General features: G+C 32.8%; 19 protein-coding genes. 11 read left to right on the top strand and 8 right to left on the bottom strand.

The window, feature by feature from the left end; all coding sequences use genetic code 11:
* The first annotated feature begins 394 nt into the window (after nt 1-394).
* The gene (gene lpdA, locus QO200_RS15290; protein ID WP_371541654.1) at nt 395-1,783 is read left to right on the top strand and encodes a dihydrolipoyl dehydrogenase; all 1,389 of its coding nucleotides are present in this window, start codon (nt 395-397) and stop codon (nt 1,781-1,783) included.
* 264 nt (nt 1,784-2,047) lie between these two features.
* Here the strand turns inward: lpdA and QO200_RS15295 are convergent, their stop codons facing one another.
* Nucleotides 2,048-2,890 (bottom strand): alpha/beta hydrolase family protein, encoded by an 843-nt coding sequence (locus QO200_RS15295; RefSeq protein WP_371541656.1) that lies wholly within the window; start codon nt 2,888-2,890, stop codon nt 2,048-2,050.
* A 276-nt stretch (nt 2,891-3,166) separates the two neighbouring features.
* Here QO200_RS15295 and QO200_RS15300 point away from each other — a divergent pair, with 276 nt between their 5' ends.
* The 10 genes from QO200_RS15300 (at nt 3,167) to QO200_RS15345 (ending at nt 13,418) form a co-directional block, all read left to right on the top strand.
* On the top strand, nt 3,167-3,484 hold the full coding sequence (locus QO200_RS15300; protein ID WP_371541659.1) for a DUF6660 family protein: 318 nt from the start codon (nt 3,167-3,169) through the stop codon (nt 3,482-3,484).
* Between the two features lie 52 nt (nt 3,485-3,536).
* Nucleotides 3,537-5,723, top strand: coding sequence for a TonB-dependent receptor plug domain-containing protein (locus QO200_RS15305; RefSeq protein ID WP_371541662.1), 2,187 nt, complete (start codon nt 3,537-3,539; stop codon nt 5,721-5,723).
* Between the two features lie 490 nt (nt 5,724-6,213).
* Nucleotides 6,214-6,855 carry a formyltransferase family protein gene (locus QO200_RS15310; protein ID WP_371541762.1) on the top strand — a complete coding sequence of 214 codons (642 nt, stop codon included), beginning with the start codon at nt 6,214-6,216 and terminating at the stop codon, nt 6,853-6,855.
* Between the two features lie 278 nt (nt 6,856-7,133).
* On the top strand, nt 7,134-7,730 hold the full coding sequence (locus tag QO200_RS15315) for a heme-binding protein (protein ID WP_371541665.1): 597 nt from the start codon (nt 7,134-7,136) through the stop codon (nt 7,728-7,730).
* Nucleotides 7,731-8,016: 286 nt separating this feature from the next.
* Nucleotides 8,017-8,541 (top strand): hypothetical protein, encoded by a 525-nt coding sequence (locus tag QO200_RS15320; RefSeq protein WP_371541668.1) that lies wholly within the window; start codon nt 8,017-8,019, stop codon nt 8,539-8,541.
* Nucleotides 8,542-9,631: 1,090 nt separating this feature from the next.
* On the top strand, nt 9,632-10,216 hold the full coding sequence (locus QO200_RS15325; RefSeq protein WP_371541671.1) for a fasciclin domain-containing protein: 585 nt from the start codon (nt 9,632-9,634) through the stop codon (nt 10,214-10,216).
* A gap of 404 nt (nt 10,217-10,620) precedes the next feature.
* On the top strand, nt 10,621-10,752 hold the full coding sequence (locus QO200_RS15330) for a hypothetical protein (RefSeq protein ID WP_262488538.1): 132 nt from the start codon (nt 10,621-10,623) through the stop codon (nt 10,750-10,752).
* A 659-nt stretch (nt 10,753-11,411) separates the two neighbouring features.
* Nucleotides 11,412-11,963, top strand: coding sequence for a GNAT family N-acetyltransferase (locus QO200_RS15335; protein WP_371541675.1), 552 nt, complete (start codon nt 11,412-11,414; stop codon nt 11,961-11,963).
* Nucleotides 11,964-12,147: 184 nt separating this feature from the next.
* A complete protein-coding gene (locus QO200_RS15340) occupies nt 12,148-12,771 on the top strand; it encodes a murein L,D-transpeptidase catalytic domain-containing protein (protein ID WP_371541678.1) in 624 nt (207 codons plus the stop codon).
* Nucleotides 12,772-13,103: 332 nt separating this feature from the next.
* Nucleotides 13,104-13,418, top strand: a complete 315-nt coding sequence (locus QO200_RS15345) for an HPF/RaiA family ribosome-associated protein (protein WP_371541680.1) — start codon at nt 13,104-13,106, stop codon at nt 13,416-13,418.
* Between the two features lie 258 nt (nt 13,419-13,676).
* Here QO200_RS15345 and QO200_RS15350 read toward each other — a convergent pair whose 3' ends face one another.
* The 7 genes from QO200_RS15350 to QO200_RS15380 form a co-directional block, all read right to left on the bottom strand.
* Nucleotides 13,677-15,209 carry a SulP family inorganic anion transporter gene (locus QO200_RS15350; RefSeq protein WP_371541683.1) on the bottom strand — a complete coding sequence of 511 codons (1,533 nt, stop codon included), beginning with the start codon at nt 15,207-15,209 and terminating at the stop codon, nt 13,677-13,679.
* A gap of 403 nt (nt 15,210-15,612) precedes the next feature.
* Nucleotides 15,613-15,975 (bottom strand): response regulator transcription factor, encoded by a 363-nt coding sequence (locus QO200_RS15355; protein WP_371541685.1) that lies wholly within the window; start codon nt 15,973-15,975, stop codon nt 15,613-15,615.
* A 174-nt stretch (nt 15,976-16,149) separates the two neighbouring features.
* Nucleotides 16,150-18,504 carry a response regulator gene (locus QO200_RS15360; protein ID WP_371541688.1) on the bottom strand — a complete coding sequence of 785 codons (2,355 nt, stop codon included), beginning with the start codon at nt 18,502-18,504 and terminating at the stop codon, nt 16,150-16,152.
* A 5-nt stretch (nt 18,505-18,509) separates the two neighbouring features.
* Nucleotides 18,510-18,935, bottom strand: coding sequence for a response regulator (locus QO200_RS15365; RefSeq protein WP_371541691.1), 426 nt, complete (start codon nt 18,933-18,935; stop codon nt 18,510-18,512).
* A 25-nt stretch (nt 18,936-18,960) separates the two neighbouring features.
* Nucleotides 18,961-19,371 (bottom strand): response regulator, encoded by a 411-nt coding sequence (locus QO200_RS15370; protein WP_371541693.1) that lies wholly within the window; start codon nt 19,369-19,371, stop codon nt 18,961-18,963.
* 3 nt (nt 19,372-19,374) lie between these two features.
* Nucleotides 19,375-20,103, bottom strand: a complete 729-nt coding sequence (locus QO200_RS15375; protein ID WP_371541697.1) for an ATP-binding protein — start codon at nt 20,101-20,103, stop codon at nt 19,375-19,377.
* Nucleotides 20,104-20,106: 3 nt separating this feature from the next.
* Nucleotides 20,107-23,631: a PAS domain S-box protein gene (locus QO200_RS15380; protein WP_371541700.1), complete on the bottom strand. Its 3,525-nt coding sequence runs from the start codon at nt 23,629-23,631 to the stop codon at nt 20,107-20,109.
* Nucleotides 23,632-23,714 lie beyond the last annotated feature (83 nt).

Consider the following 23,714-nt stretch of genomic DNA (forward strand, 5'->3'; position numbering starts at 1 on the left):
TTGCTATTTAATGACATGAAGAATGAGATGACTTTAAAACGATATAAGCCATCTATGTTTCTCTGTGTTTTTACAAAGAAAATCTAACCACATATATCGTGGATGAAACCAATCTTTTTAACACATAGGCCGTTATTATTATTCCTATATTGATTAGGAAGGAAAATTTCTAAAACTTATATGACTTCTAGGTTTTTATGTTTTCTAACGTCATTAAAGCTAAATTCATCATTTTTACGCAGCTTCACCCCCTCTTTTACCCCACTACCCTTCCTTCAAACCCACTACTAAACCTCTCTTTTTCAATCTTTAAAACTTTGTTACTCCTAATGTTTCCAAAAACAGAATAAATCCTTAAATTCGCCAAATCAATTAATTTAGAAAAACTTGTAAAATGAAATACGATATCATTGTTTTAGGAAGTGGGCCAGGCGGATATGTTACTGCCATTAGAGCATCGCAATTAGGCTTTAAAGTAGCCGTAATTGAAAAAGAAAGCTTAGGTGGTGTTTGTTTGAACTGGGGTTGTATCCCAACCAAAGCATTACTAAAATCAGCTCAGGTTTTTGATTATCTAAAACATGCTTCTGATTATGGATTGACAGTTTCATCATTTGACAAAGATTTCCCTGCCGTAGTACAACGCAGTAGAACTGTTGCTTCAGACATGAGCAAAGGAGTTCAATTCTTGATGAAAAAAAATAAAATCGACGTAATTAATGGTTTTGGAAAACTAAAACCAGGTAAAAAAGTTGATGTTACTGATAAAGACAATAAAGTTACAGAATATAGCGCAGATCATATTATCATTGCTACCGGAGCTCGCTCTCGTGAGTTGCCAAGCTTGCCACAAGATGGCGTAAAAGTGATAGGTTACCGTCAAGCAATGACTTTAACTACCCAACCAAAATCGATGATTATAGTTGGTTCTGGAGCAATTGGAGTAGAATTTGCACATTTTTACAATTCAATGGGTACTGATGTAACTATTGTTGAATTCATGCCTAATATTGTTCCTGTTGAAGATGAAGACATCTCAAAACAAATGGAACGTTCAATGAAAAAAGCTGGAGTAAAAATCATGACCAACTCTTCTGTTGAGAAAATTGATACTACAGGAGAAGGTGTAAAAGCATTTGTAAAAACTGCCAAAGGAGAAGTAATCCTTGAAGCAGACATTTTACTTTCAGCTGTTGGAATTAAAACCAACATTGAAAACATCGGACTGGAAGAAGTAGGAATTGCTACTGACAGAGATAAAATTCTTGTAAACGCATACAATGCAACTAACATTCCTGGATACTACGCCATTGGTGATGTTACACCTGGACAAGCATTAGCTCACGTAGCTTCTGCTGAAGGAATCAACTGTGTGGAAAAAATTGCAGGAATGCATGTAGAGCCTATCGATTACGGAAACGTACCGGGTTGTACTTATGCTACTCCTGAAATTGCTTCTGTAGGTTTAACTGAAAAACAAGCTAAAGAAAAAGGATACGAATTGAAAATTGGTAAATTCCCTTTCTCAGCATCAGGAAAAGCAAAAGCTTCTGGAACACCAGACGGATTTGTGAAAGTGATTTTTGATGCTAAATATGGCGAATGGTTAGGATGTCACATGATAGGTGCTGGGGTTACTGATATGATTGCTGAGGCAGTTGTAGCACGTAAACTTGAAACTACAGGACATGAAATCCTAAAATCAATTCACCCTCACCCTACAATGAGTGAAGCAGTGATGGAAGCCGTTGCTGACGCATATGGAGAAGTGATCCATTTGTAGGTTAAAATTTAAAGTTATGGAGTAAAAAAACACTCCTCTTAAATATAGAAATCCGATTGGTGTACGCCAATCGGATTTTTTTATGTCTGGTTCTATTGGGCATATCACCAACACTCCGTTGCAGCTAGGTCTGGCTATGCGTTATAATCTCTTTTACGATGGTGAAGTTACTCTATGCGGGAATGCATTTTTTTAATCATCAGTAAGTAAAATCTAAATTCGTTAAATTGCGCTATACTAGCTATATCATTTATCCATATGCAACTACAAGAAAAAATCCTTAGTAACACTAACCAATTCTTTAGTCTGTTCGGGTAAATCTGATCCTAAACAAGGATGTGAGCCTCCAAAAACATGATTTGCCTCTGCAATAACATGACTTTTTGCTTTACTAAAATGTTTCTTTAGCAAATTGAATTCTTCCATTTTAACCGCTTGGTCATCTGTTCCTTGAATAATGAGATACGGGATCTGGAGGCTTTGACCTGCATTTATCAAACTGTACTTTTCTTTATTGGTTTCCAAATCCATTAAAACCGAAAGGTCCAAAGGCATCATTTGATTGGTTCTCGCATTTTTAATATATTGGACACCATCAGCTCTCCACTTGTCTATAAATTTTGAGTTCCAAGAACGGTGAAAATCAAACGGACTCGCCCATGTACATACTTTCTGTATTTTAGTATCATATTGTGTGCAATACAATAATGCGGAAACGCCTCCTTTACTATGACCGATAATAAAAATTTTATCCGTGTTAATTACGGGTAAAATCGCTGGTAATTCGGTGACTATAAATTGCTCCACACTCTTGAGATCTTCCATTTCCTTTCCTAAAGTATTAGTGGCAAATTTATCAAGATCCGTAAATTCGACTGAGTCTTCTAGCCCCATTCCGTTATGCGAAAAATTAAACTTTAAGAAAGCAAAGCCATTTTCTACGAAATAGTCGGCAACCATCTGCCAACAACCCCAGTCTTTAAAGCCTTTAAATCCATGACAAAAAATGATTACCCCTTTTTGTTGCAGAGATTCAGAATAACTAAAATCCACTGCAAATTTTTGCTGTAATGCTCCTTCTAGAATAAATTTTCTATTTAATATCATGATTTTTATTTTTAGACTTCAATAAAGTAGTCTAACAAAGATAAGAAGTTGATGGTGATTTTTTTTTATTAACCAATGGTTTTTAATGACCTAAAAAGACAACGTTGTATTAACGCAATTACCTTTCGTTTCAGCTTTTCGTAAAGCAAAAAAATTAGTAGTTCCATAGCTCATAACCTCACCAATCGCCAAAAAAGTGGTTCCTACCACCGCTAAAAAAACAAACAAAACAATTCAATAGTATAACCATTGTATTTAGTAACTTTGCGATTAATTATGAAAGGAATAACAATCATATTATCGCTGATAATACTTTTTTTGTCAATAAAACCTTGTTCTGACCTCAATAATGCGGAAGACCAACACCAGGACGAAATAAGTGTTAACCACAATCATCAAAACGACAGCGATGATTCATGCCCTGTTACTTGCATTTGCAGCTGTTGTGGGATGTCAATTACTTCTGAACCTATTATATCTTTTAATTTTGAAGTAAGTACAGAAATTTCAACAACAGTATTTTCTTCTTATCAATCAATCTACCGATTTGATTTAGATTCTAATATTTGGCAACCGCCACAATTGACTAGCTAATTAACTGACTATAAAGTCAAAAAATAATTTAGTTAATCAATTTATATCTTCAATGAAGAAATACATCTTGAGCGTAATGCTTATAATTACAGCGTGCTTTTCATTAAAAGCGCAAACGTCGGACGTGCAAATAAATGTAATTACAGCAACCGAAAACGAACCCTTATTAGGAGCAACAGTTTATTTTGAAAAATTAGAAAAAGGAGCAATAACCGATAGTGACGGAATAGCCAATTTTACCGAAATTCCAAATGGCCAACACATAATTACAATTTCTTATTTAGGCTATGAAACCCTAAAAACAAGTATTCTTACACCTAGCGTAACACCTTTACTTTTTAAATTAACAACTGACCACGATCAAGAACTGGACGAGGTTGTGGTACAATCTTCGAGAAGTACAAGAACCGTTAGAAAAATTCCAACAAGAATCGAATTTATTGGTGGAGAAGAATTGGGTGAAAAAGCGGCTATGAATCCAACCAATATTTCGATGGTACTTCGAGAAAGTACAGGAATACAAATGCAGCAAACTTCCTTAAGCAGCGGAAGTACAAATATTAAGATTCAAGGTCTTGATGGGCGATACACACAACTTTTAAGAGACGGATTTCCACTATACGGAGGATTTTCAAGTGGTTTGAGTATTTTGCAAATCCCACCCTTGGACTTGCAACAGTTTGAGATTATTAAAGGAAGCTCTTCTACGCTTTATGGCGGCGGTGCTATTGCAGGTTTGGTAAACATGGTATCAAAAACACCTGGTCACGAAGCTGATTTAGACATTATGCTAACGCAAACACAGGCGTTAGGAAGTACCGCCAATATATTTTATAGTAAAAGGAATGAGAGTTATGGTGTTTCTTTATATGGTTCAGGCCATTATCAAAAAGCATACGATACAGAAGACGATGACTTTAGTAATTTACCTAAAACGAAATCCATTTCATTTAATCCTAAATTCTATTACTACCCATCTGAAAAAACTACTTTTTGGTTTGGATTAAACGGAACTTACGATGATAGAATCGGTGGAGATATGACAGCAATTAAAAGCGGGAAAAATGGGATTCACCAATATACCGAAGAAAACATTTCAAAAAGACTGAGCAGTCAAGCAGTTTATCAAACTCAATTGGATTCAGTAAGTTCTTTTCATATTAAAAACAGCATTTCTTTTTTTGACCGTAATCTTACCGTTCCTGATTTTAATTTTGATGGCAAGCAAACCAACACCTTCACCGAAGTTAGCTATCAAAGAGAATCTCAAAGTACAGAATGGATTTTTGGAGCAAATATATACTCCTCAAATTTTGATGAAAATGATAATGCTCCACTACAGCGCGATCAAAACGACCTTAGCTATGGAATGTTTATCAACAACATTCATGACCTTTCAGACAATTGGATTTTAGAAACGGGCTTAAGAGGTGATTACAACACTGACTTTGGATTTTTTCCACTTCCAAGGTTATCTTTACTATACAAAAATAACAGTGGATTTTCGAGCAGAATTGGTGGTGGTTTAGGCTATAAAATTCCTGATATTTTTACTGAAGAAGCCGAATATATTAATTTCAAAGATGTACTTGCTATCGATAAATCAATACTAAAACCAGAGCGTTCCTACGGTGCTAATTTTGATGTAAACTATAAAGCAAACTTATTTGGTGAAGTAGGTTTTTCCATTAACCAACTATTTTACGTCACAGCAATTAATAACGCATTGCTATTGAACAGTACAACCGATGGCTTTTTTAGCTATGAAAATGCAAAAGATAAAATTCTAAGCAAAGGAGCTGAAACTAACATCAAGTTCAGCTACAAAGATTTTGTATGGTTTCTAAATTATGCGCTAATTGATACCAAATTAAATTATTTAGAAGGAAATCCACAAAAACCTTTAACTGCAAAACACAACGGAGGAAGTGTATTTATGTACGAATCAGAAAAATGGCGCATCGGCTTCGAAACCTTTTATACAGGAAAGCAGTTGTTATCAAACGGAACAGAGACAACAGATTTTGCTACATTGGGTTTATTACTCATGCGAAATTTCAAGTTTACCAGTGTTTTCGTTAATTTTGAAAACTTTACCGACAGAAGGCAAAGTAGATTTTCGCCAATTATATTACCTACACACGAAAATCCTGTATTTCCAGAGCTATACGCACCAACTGATGGATTCATATTTAGTTTAGGAATTATTATAAAACCTTTTGGAAATGAAGAGCATTAGAACTAAATCGAGTTAGCAAGCTTAGAAGATAGCACGAAAGTATTTATGTGCTAACAATCTCATCCCATAATTACAACAATCCGATTTGTGAAAGCAAGTCGGATTTTTTTATACTTTGCTTTTTAGAAATGAACTTTTCCCTGAAATCTTTTCACGATAAGGTCGGGCTTCCTGATAACGATTTGTACTTTTTTATGTTTATATTAGCTTAATAGGTAACTCTGGGTTTGCAGAGCGCTACGAAAGTGAGATGTAATAGAAAAACAATCTTTAGAAATAAATGAAAATAGTATTATTCCTTAACAAGGATCTTCAAGCAAATATTGCTTATAACCTACTTAAATCAGAACTTTTAAAACATAATGTTCGAATTTATTATTCTGATACTGTTGGGAATTCAAATAACAAACCTTCCGATTTACTAAAACTATAGTATTATGAAAAAGGATTTGTATTCGGCGAATTATCTAAATTCATAAATGAAAATAAAATTGACCACTCTTTCGAGTTCTTTGATTCTAATTTCAAATCTTTTCCATTTGAGAAGAGCTTTAATGTCAATTCTGTAGAATTCATAAATGAAATGAAAGGTTTTAATCCTGATTTATTTATTTCAATTCGTTTTGGTAAAATTTTCAAGGATGAAATAATTAAAGTTCCAAAAAACGGTTTAATAAACCTACATTCTGCTATTTTACCTGACTATAGAGGAATTATGGGAACTTTACATGCTATTAAGGAGAAAAAAAGCAAAATAGGGTGTACTCTTCATACTATTCCGAATAGCGGAATTGATACAGGAGAAATAATAGAAATCGCTACGCTTGATATTAATCCTGAAAAATCACTGTTTTGGAATATTATTCAACTCTACCCTTTGGGAACTGAACTTATTCTTAAAAATTTAAAAATAATTGAACATAATAAATTTCTTAAAACTCAAAAACAAAATCTTCAAGAAGGGAGTTATTTTTCAGTCCCATCAAAAAGTGATTTTGAACAAATCGAGAGTTTAGGAATAGAAATAATTTCAATAGAAGACTACACCCATGTTTTGACAAATTATATTTTGAAAGACTTATCTGAAATCGATAGAGTACAACTTATAAATTTTATAAAAAGTAGCTGGTAAAAGTTTCCCGAAACGCTGTTACTTATTTATAAAGACATTAGATAAACTTAAAAATAATTTTATTTAAACGAGCTCACCAAATTGTTTGATTCCCTTTAGATGGCAATAATTGAAAACTTAACGTTATAGTAAGTTGTATAAAACATTTGATTTGTTCTTCCAAAAAAATCTTATCTTTAACCAAAGTAAATCATACTAAGCGCACCTGAAACGTAATTATCTATAAAGCCTTAATGTTGCTATTAAAGTAAAATTAGCTATCTACCTAAATCAAAACAATGAAAATAATATATATCTCACTTGGAGTACTACTCATAGCCTTTATTGTCATACAAATTTATGTTACGAGGGAGCAAAAAAATATTGAAACCTATCCTTATGTTGTCGATAAAAAATATGACACATTTGAAATTCGTAGCTACGAGGCCAGTTTGTTTACCTCTGTCAAACTCTCCACAAAGGAATACAAAGAGGCATCCAGTAAAGGTTTCTCCATTTTAGCAGGGTATATTTTTGGCGGTAATGAAAGAAACGAAAAAATATCCATGACCTCACCTGTAGCGATGTCTCTCGAAGATTCTATGACGATGATGTTTTTAGTTCCAAAGAAATTCAAAAAAGAAACACTTCCTCAGCCTAGCCAATCGCAGATACAATTCATAGAAGAACCCGCAAAAACTGTTGCTGCAATACACTTTGGCGGTTGGGCTAATGATAAGAAAATAGAAAAGTATAAAGAAAAACTAAAGGCAGCTTTAGACGCCGAGGGAATAAAATACACTAACCGATTTTACTTTTTAGGATACAATCCTCCTTTTGAAGTTTTTAATCGTAAAAATGAAGTTATTGTCGAACTAAAGACAATCTCAAATTAGTAGTGCAAAAATCTGATTTTTGAAGGCAAGTCCGATTTTTGAAGTAATGATGTTCTGGGCGTATCCCCGCTTCCACTGCGTTTCAGCGCGGTCTGACTGTTTGCTATATCTTTTATTTCATTGCATTCCATAAAAGGCTTCCATCCCTAACGCGAGGCTAGAACATACTAGATGACTTGTACTTTTTTATTTATATATTATCTTTTGGATTTAGTCTGCTTACTATGAGACTTATACTCCAGTTGCTTAAAATTTTGTCGAAAAACCAAAATTATAACGAAATCATATGCATATAAATACGTTTTGGAAAATTGTTATCAAGTCAATTGGATTATGGCTTTTGATAAATTGTGTTTGGATAATTCCTCAATTTACGTCAACTTTAAATTTTGTAGACGGTGAAATTGATTGGAATAGTTTGATTTTGGTCTGGTTTATGTCTCTTATAACTTTACTAATTTATGTTTTGGTTGTGAGGCTATTTTTATTTAAAACGGAATGGATTATTAAAATCTTAAAACTAGATCAAAAATTCTTAGACGAAAGAATTGAATTAGAACTTCCTGCGCAAACAGTTTTAGCAATAACCGTAACTATAATTGGAGCAATATGGTTTTTAAAATCATTTCCAAGTCTTGCTACTTCAATATTTGACTTTTTAAAACAAAAGGAACTGATTAGAAATTACCGTGAAACGGGCTATCTGATTTATTATTTCTTTTCAACAGTAATCGGATTTTTGATAATGACAAATGGAAAATCAGTAAGTAATCATATTTGGAAAGACATTTCAAAAAATAAAAAAAGCTAGTAACAAAGTACTAGACGACAGTTCCTGTAAAAGGCTTTAGTGGAATTATCGTCTCGCAACGATATCTATGTTAACCTAAAAGCGATGGGTTTCCACACCCTTCTGAATCGTGTACCTTTTCAACGTTAGCAGTAATTTAAAAAGAGGGTTGAAGCATGTGGAGAAAATTATAATTTGAAATTTTTATTTGTCTCTTCAATTATGTTATTTACATGCTTTTGGTTTATTATAGAACCTATAAAACGCGTGCTTTGGATAGAAATAAATACCCACGAAATAAGAATACTAACATTCTATTTTCTGAAACAAAAATTAGCATAAGCACTTTTGATACTTTTAAAACTTTAATTGAAACATCTAGGACGGTAAGATACGGAGTAGTGTATTTGATGAAAAATAAAAAAAGTCTGGTTCTTATATCCGAATTACACCTAGCGAATTATAGAGAATTGAAAAGCTCTATTGAAACAAAAATAAGCAATTTAGGATATGTTCTTTTCTGTTTTTTTCCTGATTGGAAAACATATTAGTAAAAACAACCACCCACAGCTAAGGTGCAGTTGTACTCCAAAAGTTAGTACCCGAGCGATAGTGAATAAACGAAGTAATAATCTTTTATTGAACCCTCCACGGCGGTTAGAGGTCGCCAATAATACTTCCTTGTGTTATAGTAATCAGAATTTAAAGTATACAAGAGGCTCGAATACCTCTTCTTTTTTAGGGAAGACCTAATAGCATGGTTTCCTTCTTTTCTTGGTATGCCCGTCTTAACCATTGCGTCAGCTTCTACACAGAAACCCAACTTAAACATTAAAAATTGCCATCTTTAGAATAAGATATGACTTTCCAGGATTAAGAATCGTTGAGAAAATGGATTAGTAAATAAATAAACTACTAATAATGAGACAAGTTGTGCCTAGGTTTTTGAAAGCCATTTTACCTCTAAAATGGGCTAATTTAAGAACAAGCGCTAGTACCTATTAAGTATCAATATTATATTTTGTTTAATTATTAATTAAAAATGTTAAACAAAACATATAAATGTTTATCTTTGAATATCTTAATTTAATTTAAACTTAAAATATTAGCTATGAAATTAGTAAAAACAATTGGTGCATTTGTATTAGTAGGGTTAATAACTGCTTCTTGTGGTCAAAAAAAAGAAGCTGAATCGACCAAATTGATTGATTCAACAGCAGTAGCAGTGGACACAACGGCAGTTGTTGAGACTCCAAACATCGTAGGTGTAGCAGCTGCAAATGCAGATTTCTCAACGCTTGTAACAGCAGTAACAGCTGCAGGATTAGTTGAAACTTTAAGCGGAGATGGGCCTTTCACCGTTTTTGCCCCAAATAACGCTGCATTTGCAAAGCTTCCAGCCGGAACTGTAGATAATTTATTGAAACCAGAAAATTTGGAAAAACTGAAAGCAGTATTGACTTATCACGTTGTGGCAGGAAAATTTGACGCTGCAACAGTAATTGATGCAATAAACAAAAATAACGGAAAATATAGTGTTACAACTGTTCAGGGAGGTACAATCGTTTTAAGCTTGAAAGACGGAAAAGTGATGTTGACTGACGCAAATGGTGGAACAGCGACAGTTATACTTGCCGATGTAGCTGCTTCAAATGGAGTTATTCATGCAATCGATACCGTGGTAATGCCTAAATAAAATTTTAACTTCTTCATTTAAAAACCGTTGCAGCAGTGTAACGGTTTATTCTACCACTAAGGTTGTATGTAAGTTGTTCGATCATACAACTCATTTGGCTAAATAAACTGGTATTATCATCTAATATTAAAGCAATCGCTTTAAAACGTGGAGTCCAGAACCCACTAAAAAAAACGGGGCGTCATCCCACAAGCCATACATGTAGGACTAAAATAATTAATAAAATATGTTTTATAAATTTAACTTGACTGATAAGTTGCTATTTATTGCGGCCTTTGCTTCATTAGTGTACTCTGAAATTTTATTTTTTAATGGCCACGAAAATCATGCGATTTTCATCGGACTTTGGGTACCCTCGATACTTTGTTTTGGCATTTACTTACATCTAATAAAAAGAAATAAAAATGACTGATTTTATACCCTATTTCGCAGGAATAATCACCTTATTGTTTGGTGTTGCATTTGCTTATGCTTTAACAAGTACTAGTGAAAAAGACGCAGAACTGGAAAAAAAGATTAAGGATAGTAAACTATAAACCAGTATATTAGAGGGCTTTACTTAACAATGAGTGAAGCACCTCTTTTATACCATCTTACAAAATTTGACATCGCAGTATCCTATCAATTAATTACACAAAATGTAGCTTTACGCTAATATGCGGGACGCTGTAAAACCAAACTATGAAAACGAAATCAATTCGTCCTTTCATTGGTGCTAAAGACTTTGAATTATCACGCCGCTTTTATCGTGAACTACGCTTTGAAGAAACCATTTTAGGCAATACGATGTCACTATTCAAAAGGAGGAATTAGCCTTTTATTTACAAGATGCTAACGTTCAGGATTGGATAGACAATTCTATGATTTTTTTGGAAGTGGATAATGTCGATGATTTTTGGACATCTCTTTTAGCGCTAGATATTACTACTTAATATACAGATGTAAAACTTGTTCCCATTCAGGAATACGATTGGGGAAAAGAATGTTTCTTACATGATCCCTCTGGTATCCTATGGCACATTGGAGAATTTTTTACTTATTAAAACTAAACAACGCACTTGAGTTGTACTTTCACTTTATTATTTCAGTAAAATTGGAACAAAAAAGATAATTTTTCCTATCATTCCCTACTTTTACGGTAAATGATCTTTTTGCTTAAGAATACAGTTATTCGATACCCTAAATCATAAAGAAAATGCACAACAAAAACAGGATAGCAGTATCAAAGACAGTTACACTTACACCAATTTCAATTAATGATCGAGAAAAACTATTCTCGCTAATGACTAAAATATACCTACCCGAATACAGCCATTTGTGGTTTGATGCCGGTAACTGGTATATGAATAAGATATATTCCTCCGTTAATCTGGAAAGAGATCTTGCCACCCCTAATTCTTCCTATTATTTTGTTGATTATCTGTCTGAAACCATTGGTATATTGAAACTAATCGAAAATGTTCCTTTGGTTGGATTTAAAGATCAAAAATTAGCTAAACTGGATCGAATTTATCTTGACCCCACTTTCCATAGTAAAGGCATCGGAAAAACCCTTATCCATTGGACAGAAAATAGAGTGGCCTCTAGTGGTCATACGATTCTATGGTTGGAAGCGATAGATACTCAGGAAAAAGCCCTGGCATTTTATGAAAAAATGGATTATAAAATTTGTGGTACATTCAAATTAGAATATGAATTAATACATCCCACTTTAAGAGGAATGTACCGGATGTATAAAACTATTTAAGCCATAACAAAACAAATTCAGGAGGTAGCCTTCATCTTACATCTGTTAAAATACTGACCTGCAGACTACGACATCTATATTTTTTCCATAACTTTGTAAAGCAGTTTAGTCTGTTCCAAATCAAATACCTACATCAGTTACAAGGTAGCGGTACAAATAAAAACAATCTTAATTCCCCTACAGAATGAGAAAAACACTCTTTATTTTACTATCAATAGGTCTCTTCTTTTCTAGCACTAACAGTTTTGCTAAAAAAGTTGATATCAATCCCTTTGGCTATTCTGAATTGAATAGTGCAACTGAAGAAAAACTTTTACAACACGTAAAAAGGATTAGGGACTTAGTCAGTCATAGTTCTAATTACAATCAAGAAATCGCCTTCTTCATAGATATGGAAGTGAATTCTGGAAAAAATAGGTTTTTTGTTTATGATTTAAAAAATGATATGCTACTAGATCAAGGATTGGTGGCACATGGTTTTGGTTCCCGAATAAAAAGCGATGGCATACAAAAATTTAGCAATGAAAGTGGCTCCCTTTGTACTTCTTTAGGTAGCTACAGTATCGGAAACAGTTATAATGGACAATTTGGTAAAGCATACAAGTTACATGGCTTAGACGCGACTAATAATAAATCATTCGCCAGAAATATTGTCTTACATAAAAGTAGCGATGTCCCTTATGAAGAACAGGGAAATCAAATAGGATACAGTTTTGGCTGTCCGATGGTAAATGAACAATATTATCAAAGAATTGAAAAACTAATTGATAATTCAAGAAGTCATATCATTTTAGATATTTACTATTAAATTACGCTATCGCAGCTTTTCTTAGCCTTCTATACACTTTTCTATATACCTAATTTATATACACTCCTATTGAGGACTAGTATTACCCTGATGTGTGAATCATGTAATTTATTTTTGGTTATATGTAATACTTTCCATCCAAGAATACTTAAATTTACATAATAACAAATTCAATGTGAAGAAGGCATTGCATCAAAAAATGCGGTAGCAAATTTTCTGTATTAGAGTGACAAGATATTATTCTAAATTGTAAATAAATGAAGGAAAATAATATCTTCTTACTTTGAATACCTTCTTTCATCCAAAAAATTAATAACAAAAAAAGTACATTTATGACTATTCAATTAAATTCAGACAACAACTTAACATTACACGAAGCATTCAGAGTACAATTAAACACCCTACTAACTGAAGAATTAAGTAGATTTGGTGCACACATCACAAGGATCGAAGCTCATTTTTCAGATGAAAACGGACACAAAGAAGGTCAAAACGATAAACTGTGTAAACTTGAAGCACGTCTAGAAGGAATGAAACCAATCGTTGTCTCAAATCATGCAAACAATCATGAATTAGCCGTAAAAGGTGCAATTAGTAAGTTAAAAACGTCACTTGACAGCACACTTGGTCGTTTGAATAATCATTAATTGATCATTGTGGATCTTACTAGTTTTAAATACTACAAAGAACTACATCTTAATATTGAGGTACTTAAGCAGTTCCTTAATCTATAAAAAAGCGAGCTCATTTATTAAAGTAAATGAGCTCGCTTTTTTTTCTATTATCTCAACCTAAAAAAGTTTTACATATAAAAGTTAATAGTGCATATCTAAAGAGTTATTCGATTTTTTTAAAATCCATAACCATGTTAAATCATTTGACACAAATCCTAAATTACTTCTGATTTAGTTAGCAGCCACTTTATAAGTAGGATCCTCCATGATATTAATGTCAATTACATCGTCTGCAGCATGTAGCAACTGACGGCAGTCAGCACTTAAATGTCTCAGATGAATCTTTTTACCCACTTTTGCATAGCGTTCTGTTAATTTATGAACGGCGTCAATTGCGCTCATATCGGTAATTTTGCTTTCTTTAAAATCAACAATTACTTCATCAGGATCATCAAGTACATCAAATTTTTCGGCAAAAGCAGTAGTAGAACCAAAAAATAATGGTCCGTATATTTCATAATGCTTAACACCTTTCTCATCGATATATTTTCTGGCACGAATGCGTTTTGCACTTTCCCAAGCAAAAACTAAAGCTGAAATGATAACCCCGATTAAAACGGCCAAGGCTAAATTATGCAACATAATAGTAATTATTGCCACTAAGACTCCAACAAATATATCATGTTTTGGCATTTTATTTATTATTCTAAAACTAATCCATTCAAATGTACCTATCGCAACCATAATCATAACCCCAACCAAAGCTGCGATTGGCAATAGTTCAATTACTGGTGCTCCAAACAAAATAATAACAAGAATTGCTAGTGCAGCAACTATACCCGATAAGCGAGCTCTGGAACCAGCAGAAAGGTTTACTAAAGTTTGGGCTATCATTGGGCAACCTCCCATTCCGAAGAAAAAACCATTTAAAACATTAGCACTTCCTTGAGCAATACATTCGCGATTTCCTTTCCCTTTTGTCCCCGTTATTTCATCCACTAGGTTTAAGGTCAGTAATCCTTCTGTTAATCCTACTGAGGCCATAATTAAGGCATATGGAAAAATTATTTTTAACGCTTCTAAGCTTAAAGCAATCTCAGGAATATGAAATGGTGGAAATCCACCGCTTATGGAAGCAATATCAGCAACTGTTTTTGTTTCAATTCCCAATCCTAAAACCAATCCAAAAACCACAATAATCGCTACTAGCGAAGCTGGAACAGCTTTAGTTATTTTAGGAAGAAATATAACAATGGCAATGGTTAACGCCACCAAGCCCAGCATAATATACATAGGACTTCCTGACAACCAAACACTTTCACCATTTACAACCGTTTTAAATTGCTCCAGCTGCGACATAAAAATAATGATCGCTAAACCGTTAACAAAACCAAACATTACGGGTTGTGGTACTAGGCGTATAAACTTGCCTAGCTTAAACAAGCCTATCAAAATCTGTATTACCCCAGCCAAAGCTACCGCTGCAAAAACATACTCTAAGCCATTTGACTTCATTAAAGCAATTAAAACAATCACTGTTGCCCCTGCTCCACCCGATACCATTCCTGGTCTACCTCCAAATATAGCGGTCACTAAACCCATTATAAATGCCGCATACAACCCAACTAAAGGTGGAAATCCTGCTAATATTGCAAATGATAATGACTCTGGAATCATGGTCATTGCAACTGTTAAACCGGCTAAAACTTCGGTTCTGTAATTTACTTTTTGTGTAAAGTCGAATAAGTTAAAATACTGTTTCATTTTATTTTATAAAAGAATTGTGAGATTATGGTCTGGAAAGGAATTAGCAAAAACACACCAACTTCTAAAACCGATAAAAAATTGACAGTTAAGTCAATTACCGAAATCGCATAATCAATGCGTGCCTTTTAACAAAAATTATTTTTGCCGTTTAGGTTGCAAATGTACTTGTTTTTTTTTCGTGTTCAAAAAGGAATGTCGAAATGTAAAACAGAATAAATATTAAAACAGCACTTAGTACAAAAATAGCAATACAAACAAATAGATTACAGACACTTACAACACATCCGACTATTCCATTTTTTTTCATTTCTATTGAGCATAAAAAAAATCGTTACTTATCGTAACGATTTTTTAGTCTATATGAAAGGATTAGTGTTGAGCTACTCGCTACGACTATTCTCTATACTTTTAACATAAGTCTCCTTATCCTGACTATTAACTCGTTTGGACTAAACGGCTTAGTTATAAAATCATCTGCACCTAATTCAAAAGCTTCCAAGACCGTTTTCTCAAGACCTACACCAGATAATACTATTATAGGAATGTTTAGTTTCAATTCGGCTTTTACTTTTCTGACCATTTCAAGTCCATTAATTAATGGCATCATAATGTCAGTAATTATTACATCTGGATTTTCCGTTTTAATTTTTGTAATTGCTTCTTCACCATTGGCACAAGCAATTACAGTAAATCCTTCTTTTTTTAGCTTAAACTCCATTGTTTTAAGCATCATTACATCATCTTCGGCTATTAGAATTTTCATTTGTCTTAATTTAATTATTATTTGGGGGAAATAATTACATAAAAACTGATTTATATACAGCTATCTCTAGAGTACACTTTTTAAAATTAGCATTTGTAGGTTATTAATTTTAATGGCTTCGAAATAAACGATCTCGATAATTCTGGTCTATATCATTCTAGTCGCAAAATTAAACTATATTTTTGAAAAACCATGCAATGACTCCAATTCAGTAAAAACAGATTGGCAAATTTCATTAAGGCGGTTCACTTCTTCTTTTCTCTTTTTTCCATGTGGATTAGTATTAATCTCTTCCTCAATAATTTCAATACTTTGTATTGCTGAACTAATTCCTAACAAATTGATAGAAGATTTCAATTTATGTACTTCATTTTTTAGAACATTTAGCTCGTCTGCCTCGTTTGATTCTAGTATTATGTTTAATGAGATTGGCGAGTTTTCCATAAATAGATGCACCATTTGTTCCATAAAACCAGTGTCTCCATCAGTAAATTCATTTAAATAGGTAAAATCAATTAAATTTTCAGTTTCAACTTTATCCAAAACTTTATCAGAAGAAACAGTATTGTTTTTTTTCATTAAGTTTTTATTTAATTTTTCTAATAACTCGTCAAAATGGAAAGGTTTTGATAAATAATCATTCATACCATTTTCTAAACAGCGCTTTTCTTCTTCTAATGTAGCATGTGCCGTCATCGCAATTATTGGTATATTTGATTTAACTCCCATTTCAGTTCTAATATATTTCGCCAGTTCATTCCCATCCATTTCTGGCATTTGAATATCCATTAAAATAATATCATAATTGTTTTTTTCAATTTTATCAATGGCTATTTTACCGTTATTGGCAATATCAATTTCTTTGTTCCATTTCTTAAAAACTTTTACGGCTAAAAGTTGGTTTAGTTCATTATCCTCAACCAATAGTACCCTAATATCTTTTAAGAAATCATAAGTCAGCTTTTTGCTTTCTACAATAGAGACATTAGCTATTCCTTTTTTATCTTTTGGGTATTGAATTAGGAATGAAAATTCACTTCCTTTTCCCATTTCACTTTTTACAACAATCGTCCCCCCTTGAAGTTCAATCAGTTTACGGGTTATCGTTAATCCTAACCCTGTGCCTCCAAATTTTCTGGACGTTTCATTAGAAGCTTGATTAAAACTTTCGAAAATCGAATCAATTTTGTCTTTTGGAATACCGATTCCTGTATCAGTGACTGTAAACTTTATAAAAGTATCTGTTTCAGATTCTCTTTCTTGCGAGACAACTAACTCAACATATCCTTTTTCAGTAAATTTCAAGGCATTGCCTAATAAATTAATTAAAATTTGGGACAATCTTGTGGGATCTCCAATTAACGAATTATTAATTTCGGGGTCAATTTCATGAAGTAATTTTACGTTCTTTTCTTCAGCAATTGTAGAAAGTAATTCTACAACACTTTTTATATTTTTTGATAAAGAAAATTGCACTTCTTCAATTATCATTTTATCAGCTTCAATTTTTGAAAAATCAAGGATGTCATTAATAATAACCATCAAGTTTTTTCCTGCCCTTTTTATCGCTTTTACACTTTGTTCCTGATCGCTATCTAAATTTGTTCCTTCCAGGATTCTTGCAAAACCTATAATACCATTCATTGGCGTACGGATTTCATGACTCATGTTAGTAAGAAACTGCTCTTTTATTCGTACCGATTGTTCTGCCAGTTCTTTTGCTTTTATAAGTTCCGTTTCAATATGTTTTTGATCGCTAACATCTTGAATGGTTCCTAAAATCTTTAAAGGCTGATTATATTCATCATTCAAGCACTTTATGTACTGATTAATGTATTTAACTTTCCCGTTTTTAGCTGTTAAACTATGACTGAACTTAACTTCTGAATTATTCTTTTCAACCAAGCTAAGTTTATCTTCAAAGAGTTTAATATCCTCTGAATTAATTAAACGAGATTTTAAAAGAGCTAACGAAGGAGTACTGTCTTTCTCTATTTCAAAAATGCTATAAAATTGTTCTGAGAAAAAAACTTTCTCATCTACTAGATTTAATTCCCAACTTCCAATTTTGGCCAGTTTTTGAGCCTCTGAAAGTCTATTCGAATTAATTTTTAACTCTAATTCTGTTTTCTTTCTTTGTTCAAGGCTTTCGTGAAGTTTAAGTGCGTTTCTTATACTTTGCGAAACACCATCAGGAGTCAATAATGATTTTGGTATGTAATCTGATGCGCCTCCCAAAATAGCCTGACTGGCAATTTTTTCATCTCCTTGTGAGGTGACAAAAATTACCGGTGTCGCTATTCCTAGACCCTTCAATATTTTGAGAAATGAAATCCCATCACTGTCTGGCATCAGGTAATCCAAAAAAATCAAGTCATAACTGAATGATTTAATCTTTTCGATTCCATCTTTGGCAGAAAAAGCACTTTCCACATTGGCTAAGATGCCAGAATGCGAAATAGAACGAATTATAGTAATCAAATCAACCTTGTCATCGTCGATTACTAATATATTTAAGGCTACAGCCATATTATTTATTTTTTTTCACTTGAATACTCAATAATATTCCAATAATTATATAGGATTGAAAAAAAATCAATCATTTCATCGTTACCAATTGGTTTATGTAGGTAACCTGCGATATTTAAATCTAAAGCATCGATTCTATTTTTTTCATTATCAAAACTCGTAATTACAAATATTAATATTGATTTTAAATCGGAGTGGTTTCTTATCTTATTAATTAAAGCGATACCATTAACCCCTTCCTGATTAATATCAATCAAAATAATTTTTGGTATGGGAGAAATTTTATGATCCCCCTGAAGCTTATTCCATGCCTCCAAATCATTTTCAGCAAAATGTAAAACGGTCTCAAGACCTAGAGTTAAAAGCGCTTTTTTTGCGTTTTCAACATAAACCTTACAATTATCTACTAACAAGATGTTTGAGTTGATCATAATTCACGATTATTGCTATTCTATGTTACATTTCACACAAAGACCAAAAGTCTTTTAGCGTGGCAACTGATTCAATAAATTTTTCAAAAGATAATGGTTTTAAAATATACCCAGCAACATTAAGGTTATAGGCATTGATTTTATCACTATCCTCGTTTGAAGTAGTCATTACAAATACAGAGATATTTTTAAGATTATCATCTACTCTCAATTCTGTAAGGAATTCTATGCCATTCATCTTAGGCATATTAATATCTAATATGATAATTCGCGGTAAGGGAACAATAGAGTTACGTAACATTTCCAGTGCCTCAACACCATTTCCAGCTACAAAGAGGTCATTCTTGATATCATTTTTTGAGAATGCTCTTTTTACATTCATTACGTCTACCTCATCATCTTCGACCAATAAAATATTTACCAATTTCTGCATCATAATTTAATTATTTATTGTTATTGTTTTAGGCCAATTAAACTTAAAAACGGAACCTCCATTTAATCCAGGAGTATATTGTATTGTTCCTCCTACCATTTTCAATATTTTATCACATATTGCTAAACCCGCTCCAGTTGAGTCGACAACATCCTTAGAACTAACAGTATAGAAAATAGAAAATATCTTACTTTTTACCTCTTCTGGAATACCAGGTCCATCGTCGCTGATTGTAATTTCAAAATCCATTTCATTTTCACTTACTTCAATAGACACATTCTTTTTTTCTTTGTCATTAAATTGAATGGCATTATGGAGTAAACTGTAAATTACTTTTTCTAATTTTTTTCCTAAAGTAATGCATTTTTCATCAATTAAATTATAACTAATATGAAATTCTAGGTTTGTTTTATCACCCAGCATTTCAATACAGTCATTTACTAATTTTGGAATACTTACTTCAAATAGCTCCATTTTTGTTCTATTAACATGTGAGAGCTCTAACAAAGCATTCATCATGTTTTCCAGACGCCCCACTCTATTTTTTAATAGACTAAAATTATCTAAAATATCCTGATCTACATTTGCGCCTAAATCATCTTCAATCCAAGTAGCTATGTTTACAATAGCTCTCATTGGTGTTTTTATATCGTGAGAAACAATGTAAACAAAATCTTCATATTCCTTCTTGAGGGCTATTAATTCCTCTTGACATTTTTCTTGCGATTCAATCATTTTCTATTTTTTAGGAATTGTAAAGATAAAACTTGCGCCTTTATCTTCTTCTGATTCAATACGAATAGTTCCTCCCATTTCTTCAATTATTTTTTGTACAATTGACAACCCAACACCTGTACTTTCTTTTTTATCTCGAGCTTCAATAGTTTGAAAAACTTTAAATACTTTTTCATGGTATTTTTCAGCTATTCCTGGGCCGTTATCTTTTATGGTAAATTGGTAAAAGTTAGGTAATGATTCATATTGACACTCTATTTTTCCTATTGGTTTGTCATTATACTTTACTGCATTACTAATTAGGTTAGCGAATATCTGCTCAAATAGTATTCTTGCAATTTTTATTTCAGGAATAGTATCTGCAATATAAACTTCATATCCTTCAGTAGGAACAACCGTTTCAACAATCTGATGTAGCATTTTTTTCAAGTCCGTCATCTGCCCTTCAATTGACGTTTTACCAATACGGGAATAATCTAAAACTCCATTAATTAAATTCTCCATACGCATAACACGACCTCGTAACAATCCAAAATTAGCACTTACGTCAGCCGGCATCTCAGGCATATCTTCCATAATCCACTCCGAAAGATTATTAATAGCTCTAAGAGGAGCCTTAAGGTCATGTGAAACGACATAAGCAAACTGATCTAATTCTTTATTCTTTTTTTCAAGATCTGTTAATGCATTGTTTAAATTTTTCTGCGCTTGTTTTTGTTCTGTAATATCAGAACTTATCGCAATATATTGATAGGGCTTTCCTTCACTGTTTAAAAAAGGAACAATTGTTGAATGGACCCAATACCACGATCCGTCTTTGGCGACATTCATAATCTCACCCTTCCAAATACGCCCATTACCAATAGTTGTCCATATATTTTTAATGAACCTATTTAATTTGTAATGTGGATTATCCAGATAATGATAGTAACCTAGAAGTTCTTCTTTTGGATATTTAGAAATGGAACAAAATTTATCGTTCACAAAAGTAATAATACCTTGATGATCTGTAATTGTTACTATCGAAGATTCATCTAAAGCTGACCTGACATCATTTATTTCTTTAGCATTCTCGATTATAATTTGTTCGGCGAGTGTTTTCTCCGTAATATCCTGGATCGTACCTTGAATACTAACAACTTCTCCCTCCTCATTTTTATATGCTTTTCCTATTCCAATCAGATATTTAAAACTACCGTCAGGCAGCACAAATCTGTGATTGTAATGCAAATTATCTCCCGTTTTTAATGTATGTGCAATAATATCATCCAAAGCCGCTAAGTCATCTGGATGAATTCGATCTCTATATGCACTAAAAAGTTGATCAGAAGGTAATTCTTCTAAACCAAAAATTTGATAATGCCCTTTAGACCATGTTAAATCATTGGTGATTAAATCAAGTTTCCAACTTCCAATCTTAGCTATACTTTGAGATTCGTCTAATAGTTTGTTACTGTTAATTAAATTTAACTCTGCTTCTCTTTCCTTTGTAATATCTTGGATTGTCCCCTGCATTCCTATTATTTCCCCTTTTTTATTCCTATAGGGTTGGCCTATTTCTAAAATTTGTTTTACTCTATTATCTGGAAATAATACTCTGTAACTAATTTTAAAATCATTTCCTGTTTCCATCATAATTTTATCAGACTCTTCAAGTACTGATAAATCATCTGGATGGATTCTTGATTTAGAAATAGCGTTGAGCTGATTTGGAGGTAATTCCTCTAGCTCAAAAATTTGATAATGTCCTTTTGACCAGTACAAATCGTTTGTAACTAAATCATATTTCCAACTTCCAATTTTAGCAATGGTTTGTGATTCGTCTAATAGTTTATTGGCATCTATTAAATTCTGTTCGGCAGTTTTTTCATCAGTAACATCCTGAATCGTCCCTTGCATTCCCACTACTTCACGCCTTCTATTTTTATAAGGTTGGCCTATTTCTACAATTTGCTTTATTCTACCATCGGGTAAGACTATTCGATAATTAATTTTAAAATTTTCACCAGTCTTAACGACATTGTCACTTAACTCATCTAAAATTATCAGATCCTCGGGATGAATGCGACTGCGATACGCATCGTTAAGTTCATTTTCAGGTAATTGAGGGAGCTCAAAAATAGTATAATGTCCTTCTGACCAAACCAAATTATTTGTTCCTATATCATATTTCCAACTTCCTATTTTCGCTATCCGTTGGGATTCATCTAATAAGATGTTACTGTTAAGTAAATTATGCTCTGCTTCTTTTTCCTTTGAGACGTCCTTGGCTATTCCTAAGTAGCCCGTTATTTCCCCTAAGCTATTTCTTATGTCTGTAACTGATAATTGTACTGGAAAAGCACTACCATCTTTACTTAAATAAGTCCAATCCTGAGTATCTGCAATTCCAAATTTTAAAGCTTTAGCAAAAAAAACTTCAAATCCTGGTTCAATAAATTCACCTAATTCCTCACTCAATTCCTGGGAACGTTGTACAACCTCATTTACCATATGAAAAAGAGTTATTGATTCTTTTCCTACAACTTCATCTGCTTGATAACCTAGTAAATTTTCGGCTCCCCTATTAAATTGCTTCACCGTCCCGTCAAGGTCCGTTGCTATTATTGAGAATTCAGAGGAATTAAGTATAGCCTTTAATTCATTTTTAGTTTGTACTACAATTTCTTGCTTCTTTCTATCAAAAGTAATATCTCTTGCAATGCAATATAGATTACCCGTTTTAGGATCCGGTGATGTATTCCAGCTTAACAAAACATACGCTCCATTTTTACAGAGGTAACGGTTTTCAAAACTAATCGTTTTGTGTCCAAGCGCGAGTTTTTCTATTTCTTTATAGGTTTTATCTAAATCTTCGGGGTGAATATAATTTACAAATGGCCTTCCTTCTAATTCTTCTTTAGTGTACCCTAAAACAGCTGTAAAAGCCGGAGTTACTTTATGAAATGTAGCATCCACATTAGCGATACAAACTAAATCTCTTGAGAGTTCAATAAAATTATGAAATTCTAGTTGAGTGGTGTTAAGATCTACATTCTTTTTTCGCAGATCCAATAATAGAACAACTTGACTAGCTAACAATTTTAGAGCATTTTTCTGTTCTTTAGAAAGTATCCTTGGCTTCGTATCAATAACGCAAAGTGAGCCCAAATTAAACCCATTAGCATCATGCAGTGGAGCACCTGCATAAAACCGAATATCAGGGCTTCCTGTCACTAAGGGATTATTAGCAAAAATCTCGTTTTCTTCTGCATTATTTACTTCATATACATCCTCACCCATAATTGTATATTGACAAAAGGAGATGTCTCGTGAAGTTTCGCTTGCTTCTATACCTCCTACACTTGATTTAAACCACTGTCGATTCTCGTCTAATAAAGTTATTAACGCTATTGGAGTACCACAAATGTAAGAAGCTAACTGTGTAATGGAATCATACTCCTCTTCAGGTAAAGAATCCAAAATAGAATAACTTTCAAGGGCCTTGATTCTTTCTGATTCATTTAATGGCAATATAGGTTTTTTCATTATTTTGACTGGGGTATTCATTTGAGGTTAATCGTTTAAAAAAACAACTTTTTTTACACTTATTTACAATGCTTTCTTTACAA

Origin of the sequence: Flavobacterium sp. Arc3, assembly GCF_041431375.1 — a bacterium.
In the GTDB taxonomy this organism is placed as follows: domain Bacteria; phylum Bacteroidota; class Bacteroidia; order Flavobacteriales; family Flavobacteriaceae; genus Flavobacterium.

Excerpts from the sequence above, each read along its gene's own strand:
- lpdA (WP_371541654.1), top strand. The coding sequence starts at position 395 with ATGAAATACGATATCATTGTTTTAGGAAGTGGGCCAGGCGGATATGTT.
- QO200_RS15295 (WP_371541656.1), bottom strand. The coding sequence starts at position 2,890 with ATGATATTAAATAGAAAATTTATTCTAGAAGGAGCATTACAGCAAAAA.
- QO200_RS15300 (WP_371541659.1), top strand. The coding sequence starts at position 3,167 with ATGAAAGGAATAACAATCATATTATCGCTGATAATACTTTTTTTGTCA.
- QO200_RS15305 (WP_371541662.1), top strand. The coding sequence starts at position 3,537 with ATGAAGAAATACATCTTGAGCGTAATGCTTATAATTACAGCGTGCTTT.
- QO200_RS15315 (WP_371541665.1), top strand. The coding sequence starts at position 7,134 with ATGAAAATAATATATATCTCACTTGGAGTACTACTCATAGCCTTTATT.
- QO200_RS15320 (WP_371541668.1), top strand. The coding sequence starts at position 8,017 with ATGCATATAAATACGTTTTGGAAAATTGTTATCAAGTCAATTGGATTA.
- QO200_RS15325 (WP_371541671.1), top strand. The coding sequence starts at position 9,632 with ATGAAATTAGTAAAAACAATTGGTGCATTTGTATTAGTAGGGTTAATA.
- QO200_RS15330 (WP_262488538.1), top strand. The coding sequence starts at position 10,621 with ATGACTGATTTTATACCCTATTTCGCAGGAATAATCACCTTATTGTTT.
- QO200_RS15335 (WP_371541675.1), top strand. The coding sequence starts at position 11,412 with ATGCACAACAAAAACAGGATAGCAGTATCAAAGACAGTTACACTTACA.
- QO200_RS15340 (WP_371541678.1), top strand. The coding sequence starts at position 12,148 with ATGAGAAAAACACTCTTTATTTTACTATCAATAGGTCTCTTCTTTTCT.
- QO200_RS15345 (WP_371541680.1), top strand. The coding sequence starts at position 13,104 with ATGACTATTCAATTAAATTCAGACAACAACTTAACATTACACGAAGCA.
- QO200_RS15350 (WP_371541683.1), bottom strand. The coding sequence starts at position 15,209 with ATGAAACAGTATTTTAACTTATTCGACTTTACACAAAAAGTAAATTAC.
- QO200_RS15355 (WP_371541685.1), bottom strand. The coding sequence starts at position 15,975 with ATGAAAATTCTAATAGCCGAAGATGATGTAATGATGCTTAAAACAATG.
- QO200_RS15360 (WP_371541688.1), bottom strand. The coding sequence starts at position 18,504 with ATGGCTGTAGCCTTAAATATATTAGTAATCGACGATGACAAGGTTGAT.
- QO200_RS15365 (WP_371541691.1), bottom strand. The coding sequence starts at position 18,935 with ATGATCAACTCAAACATCTTGTTAGTAGATAATTGTAAGGTTTATGTT.
- QO200_RS15370 (WP_371541693.1), bottom strand. The coding sequence starts at position 19,371 with ATGATGCAGAAATTGGTAAATATTTTATTGGTCGAAGATGATGAGGTA.
- QO200_RS15375 (WP_371541697.1), bottom strand. The coding sequence starts at position 20,103 with ATGATTGAATCGCAAGAAAAATGTCAAGAGGAATTAATAGCCCTCAAG.
- QO200_RS15380 (WP_371541700.1), bottom strand. The coding sequence starts at position 23,631 with ATGAAAAAACCTATATTGCCATTAAATGAATCAGAAAGAATCAAGGCC.